Origin of the sequence: Spiroplasma endosymbiont of Sarcophaga variegata (assembly GCF_965178695.1) — a bacterium.
Classification (GTDB): Bacteria; Bacillota_I; Bacilli_A; order Mycoplasmatales; family Mycoplasmataceae; genus Spiroplasma; species Spiroplasma poulsonii.
The window spans coordinates 1600720-1615133 of the sequence record NZ_CBCXVU010000002.1; the positions used below are offsets into that span (position 1 = coordinate 1600720).

Genomic DNA, 14414 nt, shown 5'->3' on the forward strand with positions numbered 1-14414 from the left:
ATTAATAGTTCAATCATAATTATAAAATTTTAAAACACTATTAATATCATTTAAGTTTGGTAAACTATGGAAAGTATTATTAATTGTTATTTTGCTCCTTTAATTTTAAAATAAGTGCATAATTAATAATATTTACTGTTAATAAATTTGGTTCATTTGCTAAAACTTGTACACATACTTTAACTTTTTGATATTTATTAATATATTCGTTATATAAATTTAAATTACATATTGCGATATTATCTTTATTTAATTCTTGACAAAGTCTTTTTTTAACTTGTCCACAAACAGACATATATGGTCTTTTTGCATTTATTACACGTTCATCATGTATTACATAAATATCTTTTTTCATTAAGTTATTCACTCCCTTTGTTGTCATAATTTATAATCTGCTGAACTATTATGTTTAACCATTGGTACTAATTCAAAGTGTAAAGCATAAAAATCACTATCAAATGTGTCATCATATAAATCTAACATTCGTTCTTCTCTTGCATCGGGCTTATCTTCTCATTGAATTAATTCATATTGGGTTTTACTTACAGGACATTTTTCTCATAATCATTTTAATTGATTAGTATTTATTAACATTGTAAATGCCTCAATACGATGTTTTATTTTAAACTTCTGCTTTTGTGCTGGTTTAAAATTCATGTATTGACCAAAAGTATAATGGTAGTCGGAAAAAAGTTGAGGTTTTATAAAAATTATAAATAAAGTAATTAAATACAAATTAAAGTAATCGCTTATTAGAGCGATTTTTTTATTTGCATTATTCATCAGATAGTATCTTTAAAATTAAAAATTAACCTATTTTTTCCCTACAAATTAGTTAATTTTTACAATTTCCTTTCTGTGATTTATTATATTTTTTCGGTTTAACAACTAATAATATCATTTTTAATAAAGGTACTATCTGATGAATAATGCAATACTAAAACTTAATATTTTGATGCTTAAAGATGGATAACTCATCTATGGCACGAATCCTTAAAGAAATTGTGAAAGCGATTGGATTTATTCCTATTTATTTCTTTAATTCTCGGCAAGATTAATCACTTGCGAAATGTCAGAGCGCGTGTTTTTTGCTTGTTTTCATAAAAAGAGTGCTGTTAAACCGAAAAAAACAATATCGGACACTAAAAAAAACAAGAGGGTTGGAACTCCAAAAGGTTATTTTCTTTATATAAAGTTGTCTAGGGATGGATGAAGCGTAATTAATAACTGGGTAAATTTGTTTTACTTCCGTTGGGGGATAAACTCTGTCTAAATATAAAGTTTAGTATCGCCATCCACCTCACTTTGGGGGTGAGTGGTGGCGAATTAAGATAATTAAATCAAAATATAAATATACTTACTAAATATCAAAATATTAACCAACAAAGGTATTTTATGTTTATTTAACAAAATAAGAAGAAAGGAATAAAATATTATGCAAGAATATAAAAGTAAATATATTAATAAAACTTGAAGTGAAATAACAACTTCGTTTGATTGAGTTAATTGTCAACCTGTTAATTGTCGTATTTCGCATCACAAAAATCATTATGATTTACAATGTTTAGAATGAACAAAAATGTATTTAAACTTATTTGAAAATAAATGAGATGTTATTGCTTCTTATATGCAACATTACAAAATTAACGATATTTTGGATTTAGCTTCCGATGGATGAAAAATATTACAAATTGACCAAAAAATCAAAGAAATAAATTAAAATATATTATTGCAATTGACCCTGCTGGAATTGGACAAACTGGTATTATTATTTATAATGTTTTGCAAAAGAAAATAATTAATAATATTACTTTTAATTCTAACTATGAAGAAGAAGCAATAAATAACATATATCTAATATTAAATGATTTTAAAAATAAAATTTGTTCTTATTTAAATAAAGTTATTGTAATAATTGAAGATTATCAACTTCATAAAGGTTTAAAAATAACAAATCCATTATCTACTCCTAAATTCATTGGTTGTTTAAAAGTTTTATGTAAATATCACTTTAATTTAAATTATATTTTACAATCTCCAATTGTTAAGAAAAAATATCTTTATAAAGGAAATATTAAAATGACAGAACATGAACATGATGCTTGGAAACATTTACAATATTTTTTAACAAAAGGAGTTGATAAAAATGATACAAACAAAAAGTAATTTAACTAAAAAATCAATAACTAATAAACCTAAAACTTTAATTTTGTCGAAAACTCTTGATGAAATAAAAAAAATCATCAATATGACAATTTGAAAACTAATTTTGTGTAAGATTATGATTTTGCTTTAAATTTTTTAAACGTTAAAATATAATACCGTTGATTGTTGGTTTGGTGTTAAACCTTTGTGTTGGTATTTTCATTTTCAGAGCTTTAAATAATTTTGAATATTAGTGAAACCCAAACCATGATAATGAATTAAGGCTTCTTTAAGACTGGATTGTAATTTACTAATCTTATTTAACTTTTGATAACTAGTATCAGGGTTTGTACTAGTTTTGGTGGAATATAGAGTAGAATTTGTTTGTTTTGCTACTAATAAATATAGTGGTTGCATATCAGAAATAATTATTGATTTTTCTTTAATTAGTTGCTTATTCATATTTTCAATAATCCATTGTTTTTGTAATCTTTTGGTATTGGTGGATTGAACAAAAATATTATTATTGCTATCAACTGCCATTTGAATACAGCATTTGGTATCAGTTGAAAATGGATCGAGATGAGTTTTTCGTTTATCAAATTTATCTTTAAAATTGCCTTTATGAATTTCTTTAATAAATGTTTCATCCATTTGGATTTGACCATTTAATTTTTTAAATTTTAACTGTGTATTTTCTAATTGTTTTGATTGCATTAATTTTTGTCGATTATATCAAGCGGTTTTTGGGGTTGTTTTAATAAAACGAGAAATTATTTTACTAGATTGTCCTAACAATGAAATTTGAATTAATAAATTTCACTGTTCATAATTTAAATGACTTCAATAAGTAAAATGATGACGAAATGCATCAAAACTAGCACGACATTTTTTACATAAATATTTTTGTTTTCCTTCGGAATTATGACCATTTTTAACACAATGAAAAGATTTGCAATTAGGACATATAATGCCTTTATCTCTAAATTTTTGATCAATTTCATTTAAACGTTTTTGTTTTTTAATTAAGTCTGCTTGTTGTTTTATTTTTTCATAAAATTCTAAAAATTGATCATCTGTTAAGCTATTTATTAATTCTGTAATTATTTTTTTCATCATTTATTTACCTCTATATATTAAAAATATACCTAATTTTAGGTATATTTTATAAATATCAAGAGTTTTCGACAAAATTAAAGACCTAAAATAAAAAATAAAAAAATTAATAAGTTAGAATTAAATGTTAGACTACATGAAAACCCGATTAAAACTAAAATTAAAGCACTGGTTGCTGGTGGTGTTGAAGTTGATGCTTGTTCGGCTAAATGTCAATGAGACGGATTAAATTACTCAACATTATCAATATATAACCAATCTATTTTAACTGATTTTTTGAAATTAAAAAAAGATGATGAGATAAAAATTAAAGGCTCAGTATTTAATCAGTTAAATATAAAAACTAAACGATATTTTTTATCTTTTCGAGTAGATAGTTTTGAAATTATAAAAAAGGCTATTAGAAAAAGAATAAATACAAATATTAAAAAATAGGAGGAAAAAATGGCATTAAAAAATGTAAAATATGTTCTTGTTGCTGAAAACAATGAACCTATTAAAAGTGAAGATGGTAGTTTAGATATTAAAACTGCTGAAATTATTTTAGAAAATACTGCTGAAGTTGAAGAATTTAATGCAAGTAATTTAGAAAATAGTAATCAACAAATCAACGAACTACAAGCAAAAAATACTGAATTAACTTCACAAGTTGAACAACAAACACTTCAATTAAAACAAATTGAAATTAATAATTTTAATAATTCTTTAACTGATAACGAAGAATTTAAGAATGTTTTATTAAAGTCTTATGATATTACTGATGATATTGAAATCATTAAAACACACTTACAAAGTGTTTATGATGAATTAATTAAGGTACAAACAGTTAATACCGGCGGTGTACCAAAAGTAGAAAACAAAGAAAACAATATTTTAGATACAGATAATGTATTTAATAAATAGAAAGAAGGAAGTAAATTATGGCCCAAAACCCACAAAGAATTTTCGGAGATATTGCTAATCAAGCAACAAAACAAGACCGAGAAACATTTGAACAATGATATTTGCAAACTTATCAACAAAAATTTAGTTGATAAGCTTTATTTGCGTGAAAAGAAGCAAATAAATTTGGTTTAACATATAAAAGAAAGAAAAATATTAAATATAATGAAGGTCTAGGAAAAGATGGAAAAGTATTTAATACTGATGATAGTCTTTTAAACTACACTGAAGTAAAGTTTGAAGATGGAACAGTTGAATTAGATACAATTTTAACTTTTGCCCGTAAATTAGACCCTGTAGAAAGTGATTTTAATCCTAATCTTTGGGCTGCTGATATTGAGCAAGCAATGGATACTGAAGTTGCTTATAAACGCAATAAAATTTTAGAAATTATTAATAAAGGAATAGTTACAACTATTCAAGGACAAAAAGCAGATGATACAAATGCTTTACAAATCCACGATGAAATAATGGATAAAATATATGAAAACGGCTTTACCCCATCAGAAACAGTTGTATTGGGTTCGGCTGATTTTATTCGTGGAATTCGTAATAAATTACAGTTACAACTTGGAGCAAACGACCAAATAAATAGCGTAATTGAAACAAGTGGAGCAATGAAAACTGTTGAAGGAACAACATATTATATGGTTCCAAAAAAATTACCAATTATTAATAAAGATGGTTCAGAAGGAACAATTAGTTTATTACCAGAAGGTGTTAATGCAATTGCCTTTAAATTTAGCAAAAAATATGACCCTCTTATTTTACGCAAAAAAGACCATACTCCATTAAGGGTGGGTGCTGCTGCGTTAGGTACTGGAATGGGTAATACTTTGATTATGGAAAGAGTTTTATATTTAGGTGGAGCAGTAGTTGAACCTAAGGGAATTATTAAACATATTGTTTCAAAAATTGATATTAGTAAAATTAATAAATTAGATGTACCAACTATTCATGTTGCAGAACCAACACAAGCAACAGCTGAACAATTAAAACCACAATTTAAAAATGTTGTTTTAAAAGCAGTTAAAGCTGTAGATAGTTCTTTAACTGAAAGTGATTTTGATTACTTTGTTGAAAGTAAAGGTGAGGATTGACCAATTAATATTACAAATGATAAAATTGTTGAAGTTCAAATTGAAGGTAAAAACAACGCTATTGGTCAAACAAATTCGATTGATGTTAAAATTAAAAATTATTAATAGTACTAAAAAATAGTACTTTTTCGTTTTAAAAATGCCAATTGGAACAGGGAAAACAGCTCTTATTTATGCTGTTAAAAAAAATCCAACTAGATTGTCAATTCAACAAAAAGAAAAAAGTTTTGGGTTACAGTTATTGGAATTTTTAGGAATTCAAGTTTTAGCCCTTGGTTTATCAGTTTTGACTGGTGGTGTTGCATCTGCTATTGGGCTTGGTGCGGGATTATCTAATTTTGCCGCAGCATTTATCTCGTTTGGAGTAGAAACAGCAACCGATTTTGCCGTAAATCAAATATACGATAAATTAACATCAGAAGTGACAGTAAAAAGTACTGCCTTAAATTTGTTACCAGCAATTGGTGGAATTGGTAAATTAACGCGTGCTGCTCGCACAACTAAAATTTTAAAATTAGCAAAAGAAACTAAATTACTTGAAAAATTAGGTGTAATAACTGCTAATAACTTAGAAGATATTGTAAAACAAGTTACGGGTAAAAAGATTTTATCTGATAAATTAATATTTGATTTTACAAAACAGGCTAATAATGAAAATTTATTATATACAATTGGAAAATTAGTCCGAAATGATTTTTATAAGGGTTTTAAAGTTTCTAATTTAGAAATAATTAATAATTTATTAAAAATTGAGAAAAATATTCAAAAAATAAGTCCTAAATTAGTTCAAAAAATACCACGCGTAAATGAAAAAAATGCTAATAAATGATTGTCTGAATATGGATTAAATATTGATAAAATAAGCAAAATTAATACTAATGAGTGATATAACATTATGACTAATCTTCATAAAAAAGGTGTTGGTAAAAACCTACTATTAAATGCTAATTTAATGCGTGGTAGCAAAGTATACAATAATAAATTATTAAATATCTTGCACCAAACACCAATTAAATTAAATAAAATTTTGAATCATTTAAACCCAAATTTTTATATTCAAAAAGTAACTAAAAAATTATTAGCCCCAATTGAAAAACAAATAATTACTATTAAACAAAAAGTAATTAGTAAAATTACTGAGCAAACTAAAAAAATATTATCTAAATTTGAAACTAAGGCTATTAAAAAAGGCCAATTATTACCTTTTGCTTATGGTTCTGATGTTTTTTTAGCGGTTAAAATTGTTCCTTTATCAGTTGCAGGTGAAGTTGCTTTAACAATATATTATAAAAATCCTAAATATTCCCCTATTGTCGTTATGACAACTTTAATCAAAGCAAAACAATTTGTTTTAGCTCCTGAACCGTTTAAATTCTATATGAACAGTGAGTGGTTTATTGGTTGGGGATTTAATAAAACAAGTTTGTTTAATTTAGTTTCTTTTGCACCGGTTGCTTATCAACAAGTAGTAAAAGATAGTTTTAAAATATATCGGACAATTGCTAAGATATTAAAGTTACAAGAACAATTTAAAAATAACTTTAATAAAGATAAATTGTTAAATACGATAAAAGATAGTGCTGTTGCTAGTTTACTGGGCGGTGGCGTAGCATTTCAAACATACAAGCAACTAAGAACAAAACAAGATTTAAACAAAACAATTAAAACAAAAACACTATTAAGTAGTAAAAAGTTTATCTTAAATAAGATTAAATCAAAAAGAAAACAATGATAAGGAGATGATTAAATGTTAAATGAATTATGACAAAATGTTACTTTGGAAAATTATAATAATTTTATTCCAATGACAGGTAAAATTATACAAGTTCCAGTTCGTTATAATAAGTTCTTTAAAGGTGATGTAGAATTATGATTTAAAACATTTGCTTTAAGAGCCCAAAATATGATTAATTCATATTTAAACTATCCATTTTCAAAACTAAAATTTGAAACATTTAAAGACCCATTATTAAAGAAAATTTGTATTAATATGGTGTTTATTACTATTGAGCATTGAACATTTAACCGTATTCCGATTGAGTTTTTTACTTCGGCAAATATGAGTGTTGGTGATATTAATTATTCTTCACAAAATGACCCTATGGCAACATGACAAGGTCTATTGCCTACCTATGCAAAATCACTGGCTAATCTAACAACTTTAAAGAAAATGTTTCGAACTTTTCAAGAAGAAGGTATTGATTTAACAATGATAGATTTAGAAGCATATTATACGCAGTTAGAAGTTGATGCTTTAATAGAAAAAGAAAAAACTAAGATTGACAATAAAAGTATTATAAAAAATAACAATAATGAAATAAATGTTCCATTTGATAATGATACTATTTATTATGAAAATAATGTTTGAAAAACAAAACAAGGTGGCGATATCCCAACTGATGTTATTAAAGATAGTGATTTAAATAAAGATTATATTGATAAAGAAAATGGTAAATATATTGTTAAAACAGCAAAAGATTTATTAAGTAATTATTATGATGTAAATGCCATTGATAATTTTTTAATAAATAAACAAGATAAATTAATAAGTGGTACAAATATTAAAACTATTAATGGTAATTCATTATTAGGTAATGGTGATATATCTATTAATAATGGTAATGATTGAGAATTAGTTGATATAAGTGATTTTGTATCTTTTTCTGACAAAAAATATCAAATTAGAAATTATGATTCTACAAAATATAAATACAAATTATGAATTGGTACTTATGAAAATGACGGAGATACTATTAATATTATGTTTGAAACATATAAAAATAATTATGAATTTATTTTATTTGCTGGCCTTAATGGTATAAAACTTAATAAAAATGGCGCAATAAGTTCTGAAAATAATAAATTAATGTCATTACATGTTGAAAGAAAAAAGGTAAATTAGAAAGGAGATGTTTTTATGCCAAAAGTAACTATTAAAGATTTAATTATGTTTTTGAAAATCTTTGGAGTTTCATCATTGTTTTTTATAGCAGGAATCATTATTTGTTTTATAGGACCAACTAAATTAGGAATTGGTTGACCTGCATATGTAATTATTGGTGCAATGCTTAATGGTTTTGGAGTTGTTATTTTAATTATTGAAACTATTAGATTTATCAAAACTCATAACAAACAACAAAGACAAGATAGCATTGAAGATGTTATTAAAAAAGAAGAAACAAAATAAAGAGGTGTTATAAATGGGGTTGTTACCTGCCAAAAAGAAATTAAAGAAAAGCTATGATATTGATAGTTATTATCTTAATTTAGCATCAACGATTACTAATCGTAAAAATGTTACTGTGCAAAAACATAATGAGATTTTAGAAAAAAGAATTTGTGAAGATAATGCTAATTTTTTAAATCCACGAAATTTAGAAATTAGCATTTATAATCCAATTATTAATCAACAATTAGATACTAAATTAATTAATAACTTTTTAAAAATGCAGGACTTTACTAATAAAAATTGATATAACGAATATAAAATCAATAAATATGGTAAAGGTGCCTATTTTATTTTTGCCAATAATTCAAAACTTAATTTTATTACTATTAATTTTTACAATGACCAATATGATGAATTGGGTAATTTAGTATCTTGTACTTTTGATTATGACCCTTATATTAAAAATGACCAGAGTGTTTTTATTACTGAAAAATTAGAAATTGATTATGTAACTAAACAAGTAAAAGTTATTAGAAAGTTAAAAACACGATTATACAGTACTATTACCGACTTATATATTGATGATGCTAAATGAAATAATTATACAGCTTTGCAAAGAGAAGAAATATTACCAATTGATTTTATACCAATTGAAATTATTCCTAATAACGCTAATTTTGAACCTTCTGCTCGTTATGGTAAACAATTTGCTAGTATTTTAGACATTATTGCTGAAAAAATAATGTTAGACCCATTATTAAATAGTGGTAAATTTACTATTAATACTAATGGGGTTACTGGTGTGGTTGACCAAGAAATTAGTAAAATGTTGGCTTCATTTGTTGAAAATGACTTGTTATTAGTTGAAGGAGACCCTGATAGTAATTTTCAACCAGTAGACTATATCGCTGGTAATTTTAAAGGTGAACAATTAACCAAAATATATGATTGATTATTAACTAATTATTATAAAATAAATCGCCATCATGTTCCCGCGATTGCTAAGGGGGCTCAACAAACCCAAGCGGAAGTTGCTGGTGTAAATATTCAAACAAACGCCTCTTATGAACAAATGATATACATTAGAGAAATTAAATTAACTGAATTTATTATTAAGTTAATTAAATATGATAATGTGATTTTAAACAGTAGAACATTTAATATTAAAAATATTGATGAGTTAATTGTTAATGTTCGATTACCAGTAAATGCTACTTTAAACAGACAACTAAAAAATAACGAAACTATTATCAATATAACTAATGAAGAAGGAGAACAAGAATAATGTTAAAACCATCAGAAAAAATGTTAGCACAATTAGCGGAAAATGATGAACCAATTGATTATTCAATTGATAGTATTCCGTTAGATTTTGCTAATCAATCACAATATAGCGATCCCGATTTAGAACAATTATTTACAGAAGACCGCGCTAGAACCTTATATATTTATAAAATTAATAATCTTGTTAAGACAAAACAAAAACCAACCTTAAACTATTCTCAAAATAGCGTTAAAATAGGTTTTATTGACAAAGATGAATATATTAAAATAACTGGTTATGAAATTAGTGACTTTAATTTTAAATTACAAATTCAACAAAACACCACAGTACAAGATAATAGTACAAGTTATGTAATGATTGATGAAAAAGATATTTTAATTAATGATATTTCAAAACAAGACAAAGTATTTTTAGAATCATACGACTTAAAAATAGTATCTATTAATGAACCAATTAGTGAAGACAACAAAAATGAATGTTATATCATTGAAGAATATAAACGCCCTTATTCACCTGATGGTGTTAATATTATTAAATCTACGCATTTAGTTAAAATAACTGACTTTAAATGAAAAAATCAAAATAGTATTCATTTAGTATTACAAAAATCATTACCCGAAGATACAATATTTACTGGGATTGAAATTAAATATCCAAAATCTATGTTATTTGGCAATATTAAGTGTTGAGGCAATATAAATGGTGTTTATTCTTATCCAGCATCAATCGTTGAAAATGCTAGTTTAGTTCCTTTACTATCAATGCCAATAGAAACAGAACCTAATTTAAGAGTATTTCAATATTGATTTACAGGAAGTTTTTTACCCTGAAGTATTGCCAAAAAATATCAAGGAAAAGATATTTTAGATTTAGTAAATAAAAATGGTTTAGAAAAAGTTTTATTAAATTATTTAACATATCGTTATAATTATGATAGAAAATTTCAAGGGGCAAAATATGACGAAAAAGGTAATCCTAGCAATAAATCTGCTGAATTACGCCAAAAATTCGAAGGACAAAAACCCGAAGATGTCATTGATGGTTTATTTGAAAACTGAAAATTAGATAATCCAATTCTTATTAATGATGATATTGTCAAAAGATTTAAACAAATTATCTATATGTTATCAAATTATACATATAGCAAATACAGTATTAATAAAGGTTATAATGATGATGTTAAGTTATTTGCTCCCTATTATTTTGAATTAGTTTCTAATCCAAGAGAACAAGAAACAGGATATTGAGTATTTGAAAATTGTAAAGTTGGATTAAATTCATTATATTTTAATTTTAATAGTAGTGGTCCTGTTCCTCCAGAACCAATTAATTACTGAATGGAAGTTTATGCAAATGATAGACCATTTATTATTGTTGATAATAAATATTATTTTGTTGTATGACGAGGTAATGAAAATAATGATTGACGCATTGTTAAATTTAAACATTTTGAACAAAAAGAAAAAATTTTAGATAAGTATGATAAATATAAACTTAAAACATCACATTTTGGTGGTGATTTATTTATTTATAAAAATGGGTTTGTAAGTTATGATTGAAATAAAGATAATGGAACTTATTTTAAATCAGTTTATCGTTGAAATAGTGACAATGAGCCCAATTTACCAATTATTAATTTAAAAACAGGACAAATTACAGACTGAAATTTAAAAAATAAAAATAATATCAGCAACAATGATGATAAGATTAAAGTAGCTGTTAAAAACAAAGATATCTCCGAAAATCCTATTTATCAATTAGAAGCCAATTATTTTAATTGATTACCAATAACAAATGAATTAGAAACAAACAATATCCCTTCTCTTATTCCAGCAGAAATTAAATTATCAGATGGAGAATATGATAAGTATTTAACTAATTTAATTATTTCTAATAACAAAATAGAAGACTATTTAAACTATTTTTCGCAATGATATAGATTACTTTATTCTAAGGCAGTTTGAACAAGTATGACCAAAGATTTGGTTGAAGATAGTATTGAAATAACTTTTCAAAAGCATGAAAAATTATTTAATTTAAATCAAATTGAAATATCTGGAATATGAAATTATGGAAACTATGATATCAGAATTTTTATTGAAAAACCAAATGAAAAAATTATTAAAGGAAAAGATATAAACTTAGAACTAATTCAAAATACTCCGATCGGAACTAAAGTCAGCGGAAAAGATAGAAATACATACTTGCAATTAATAGAATTTGATACCTGATATCTTTGAAAAAATGGTTTTGAAAATAAAAAATCATATTCAAATATTGCAGTTGTTAATTTTTTAAAACAATCAAATAGTGTGATATTTTCTTATCCACCTGTAAAAGAACAAATTAATATTAATAATTTACAACTTTTTCACAAGAAAAATGAAAAATTATCTTTAATTGCATTAGAAGTATAAAAAGTTATTTAGATTTATAAATCTAAATAACTTTTTAATTGATTTTTGACATCTGTATTTGGTTCATTGTCACTATTTCAACGATAAACTGATTTAAAATAAGTTCCATTATCTTTATTTCAATCATAACTTACAAACCCATTTTTATAAATAAATAAATCACCACCAAAATGTGATGTTTTAAGTTCATATTTATCATACTTATCTAAAATTTTTTCTTTTTGTTCAAAATGTTTAAATTTAACAATGCGTCAATCATTATTTTCATTACCTCGTCATACAACAAAATAATATTTATTATCAACAATAATAAATGGTTTTTCTTGCGCTGCTATTCATTCTAAAACACCATCTTTTGTATTTATATTATTTTTTTCTTTTAAATCTGCTAATTCTTTTTCAGTATAAGTATATTGTGATGTGTTACAAGCAACTAAACTTGTTGTACTTGTTTCTATTAAAGTGATTGAACTTAAAATGCATAATATTTTTTTCATTTTTATTTAATTTATAAATTTATTAACATTTAAACATATTATAAAATCCATATCCTGGAATTAAATTTTTTCAAGTAATATGATTAGCAACATATTTTTTAAAACTACATGGTTCTTCTACTGTAAAATAAACCCTTTTATAATCTTTATATTTATTTGAATTATAACTATCGCTATAGCTAGTAAAACCATTTATATCAGCTGACGTATCTGTAATTCTACTAACACTAATATCACTTGTATCTAAGCTTACATTAAGTCTTTTAACACTACTTAAAATAGTTTGTAAATTATTGTCATCTAAACTTCCTAATTGTGTATTTGTAATAACGTTACTTATTGGTTGTCTAACTGTAAAATAAACCCTTTTATAATCTTTATATTTATTTGAATTATAACTATCGCTATAGCTAGTAAAACCATTTATATCAGCTGACGTATCTGTAATTCTACTAACACTAATATCACTTGTATCTAAGCTTACATTAAGTCTTTTAACACTACTTAAAATAGTTTGTAAATTATTGTCATCTAAACTTCCTAATTGTGTATTTGTAATAACGTTACTTATTGGTTGTCTAACTGTAAAATAAACCCTTTTATAATCTTTATATTTATTTGAATTATAACTATCGCTATAGCTAGTAAAACCATTTATATCAGCTGACGTATCTGTAATTCTACTAACACTAATATCACTTGTATCTAAGCTTACATTAAGTCTTTTAACAGCATTAAGAATAGTACTATCTTGATTATTATTTAATGAACCTAAATCTGCATTTTTAATTACATTACGCAAATCTTTTTTTACAGCCCCCACATCCATTTGTTCATAATTTCAACTTTGATTTCCTCCTGTATAAGATATTAAATATCCTCTCGGAGTAGTTTGATTATCAGGGTTTATTGTTCTAAATCCCGGAGTTAAGTATGTTACTAAATTACTAGAATTAAATTCACTATATTGTCCTGTTCCTGGATTCATATATGTATAAATAGGATTAGTAGGTCCATTTCGTACACCAGTAATTAAAATAAAATGACTGTGATCAGATTCATTAATATTATTAGAGCCATGATAAGCAAAGGCAACAGGAGTATTATTTTCTAAACTATAAGAAACAATATTATAAAACGCATTACTAGTATGATAATCAAAATATCCTATTCCTGTTGTTGAATATAATCTACCATTATTTAAATTATATATATTAATAAGTTGATTTATTCCATTTGTTCAATTTTGAGGTGATGTTCCTCCAAAAAAGTCAGTATTCATTCAACTAGATAAGCTACCTTGAAATTGTTCATGTGTTTGATCTAAATTTGGAAAATCAGGGTGAGTATAATATTGACTATGAACTGACCTTAATCCTAAATATCTTAATATTGCTTCGCCAATAGTTGGACCACATCAATATGGTTGCGTTTGTCTAATAGCTGGAACATTGGAAATATTAATATTATTTAAACTTCTTTTAACTCTATTTAATATTTCTTCTTTTTGATAAGGACTAGCGGCAATTGTTGTTGGTACAGCAGTTCCACTAATTGTTAATACACTTAATAAACTAAGTAATTTTTTCATTTTGTATAATTTCCTTTCTTTTATCTTGAAACTTTTTATCAAGATCTATTGACATTATATATATATATATATATATATATGCAAGTCAAGCATTTTTAAATCTATTTTAGAAAGGAGATTATTTATAATGATTATTATTGTGATTATATTTT

General features: G+C 24.8%; 15 protein-coding genes. 10 read left to right on the forward strand and 5 right to left on the reverse strand.

What is annotated here, in order from left to right:
• Nucleotides 1–79: 79 nt before the first annotated feature.
• Entirely contained in the window at nt 80–355 is a 276-nt protein-coding gene (locus ACOBME_RS10505) for a hypothetical protein (protein ID WP_338966223.1), read from the reverse strand.
• A complete protein-coding gene (locus tag ACOBME_RS10510; protein ID WP_338966226.1) occupies nt 355–657 on the reverse strand; it encodes a hypothetical protein in 303 nt (100 codons plus the stop codon). The genes ACOBME_RS10505 and ACOBME_RS10510 overlap by 1 nt, the downstream gene beginning before the upstream one ends.
• Nucleotides 658–1435: 778 nt before the next feature.
• Between ACOBME_RS10510 and ACOBME_RS10515 the strand changes: the two genes are divergently transcribed.
• The 3 genes from ACOBME_RS10515 to ACOBME_RS10525 are packed head-to-tail and all read left to right on the forward strand — an operon-like array spanning nt 1436 to nt 2296.
• Nucleotides 1436–1720, forward strand: a complete 285-nt coding sequence (locus tag ACOBME_RS10515; RefSeq protein ID WP_338966229.1) for a hypothetical protein — start codon at nt 1436–1438, stop codon at nt 1718–1720.
• Entirely contained in the window at nt 1675–2166 is a 492-nt protein-coding gene (locus tag ACOBME_RS10520) for a hypothetical protein (protein ID WP_338966231.1), read from the forward strand. Before ACOBME_RS10515 ends, ACOBME_RS10520 begins: the two co-directional genes overlap by 46 nt.
• On the forward strand, nt 2147–2296 hold the full coding sequence (locus ACOBME_RS10525; RefSeq protein WP_419335214.1) for a hypothetical protein: 150 nt from the start codon (nt 2147–2149) through the stop codon (nt 2294–2296). The genes ACOBME_RS10520 and ACOBME_RS10525 overlap by 20 nt, the downstream gene beginning before the upstream one ends.
• Before the next feature lie 5 nt (nt 2297–2301).
• Here ACOBME_RS10525 and ACOBME_RS10530 read toward each other — a convergent pair whose 3' ends face one another.
• A complete protein-coding gene (locus tag ACOBME_RS10530) occupies nt 2302–3264 on the reverse strand; it encodes an IS1/IS1595 family N-terminal zinc-binding domain-containing protein (RefSeq protein ID WP_338963247.1) in 963 nt (320 codons plus the stop codon).
• A 441-nt stretch (nt 3265–3705) separates the two neighbouring features.
• On the opposite strand from ACOBME_RS10530, the gene ACOBME_RS10535 reads away from it, so the two are divergent.
• The 7 genes from ACOBME_RS10535 (at nt 3706) to ACOBME_RS10565 (ending at nt 12174) form a co-directional block, all read left to right on the forward strand.
• Nucleotides 3706–4164: a hypothetical protein gene (locus ACOBME_RS10535; RefSeq protein WP_338966233.1), complete on the forward strand. Its 459-nt coding sequence runs from the start codon at nt 3706–3708 to the stop codon at nt 4162–4164.
• 386 nt (nt 4165–4550) lie between these two features.
• Complete coding sequence (locus tag ACOBME_RS10540) at nt 4551–5408, forward strand: hypothetical protein (protein ID WP_419335216.1); 858 nt, start codon at nt 4551–4553, stop codon at nt 5406–5408.
• 34 nt (nt 5409–5442) lie between these two features.
• Nucleotides 5443–7038 (forward strand): hypothetical protein, encoded by a 1596-nt coding sequence (locus ACOBME_RS10545; RefSeq protein ID WP_419335218.1) that lies wholly within the window; start codon nt 5443–5445, stop codon nt 7036–7038.
• A 12-nt stretch (nt 7039–7050) separates the two neighbouring features.
• The gene (locus tag ACOBME_RS10550) at nt 7051–8205 is read left to right on the forward strand and encodes a hypothetical protein (protein ID WP_419335220.1); all 1155 of its coding nucleotides are present in this window, start codon (nt 7051–7053) and stop codon (nt 8203–8205) included.
• A gap of 15 nt (nt 8206–8220) precedes the next feature.
• The gene (locus ACOBME_RS10555) at nt 8221–8490 is read left to right on the forward strand and encodes a hypothetical protein (RefSeq protein ID WP_338966242.1); all 270 of its coding nucleotides are present in this window, start codon (nt 8221–8223) and stop codon (nt 8488–8490) included.
• 13 nt (nt 8491–8503) lie between these two features.
• A complete protein-coding gene (locus tag ACOBME_RS10560; RefSeq protein ID WP_338966244.1) occupies nt 8504–9757 on the forward strand; it encodes a hypothetical protein in 1254 nt (417 codons plus the stop codon).
• Nucleotides 9757–12174, forward strand: coding sequence for a hypothetical protein (locus ACOBME_RS10565; protein ID WP_419335222.1), 2418 nt, complete (start codon nt 9757–9759; stop codon nt 12172–12174). The genes ACOBME_RS10560 and ACOBME_RS10565 overlap by 1 nt, the downstream gene beginning before the upstream one ends.
• Before the next feature lie 14 nt (nt 12175–12188).
• Here the strand turns inward: ACOBME_RS10565 and ACOBME_RS10570 are convergent, their stop codons facing one another.
• Both ACOBME_RS10570 and ACOBME_RS10575 read right to left on the reverse strand, forming a co-directional pair.
• Entirely contained in the window at nt 12189–12671 is a 483-nt protein-coding gene (locus ACOBME_RS10570; protein ID WP_419335224.1) for a lipoprotein, read from the reverse strand.
• A 22-nt stretch (nt 12672–12693) separates the two neighbouring features.
• Nucleotides 12694–14262: a hypothetical protein gene (locus tag ACOBME_RS10575; RefSeq protein ID WP_419335225.1), complete on the reverse strand. Its 1569-nt coding sequence runs from the start codon at nt 14260–14262 to the stop codon at nt 12694–12696.
• Nucleotides 14263–14414: the final 152 nt, after the last annotated feature.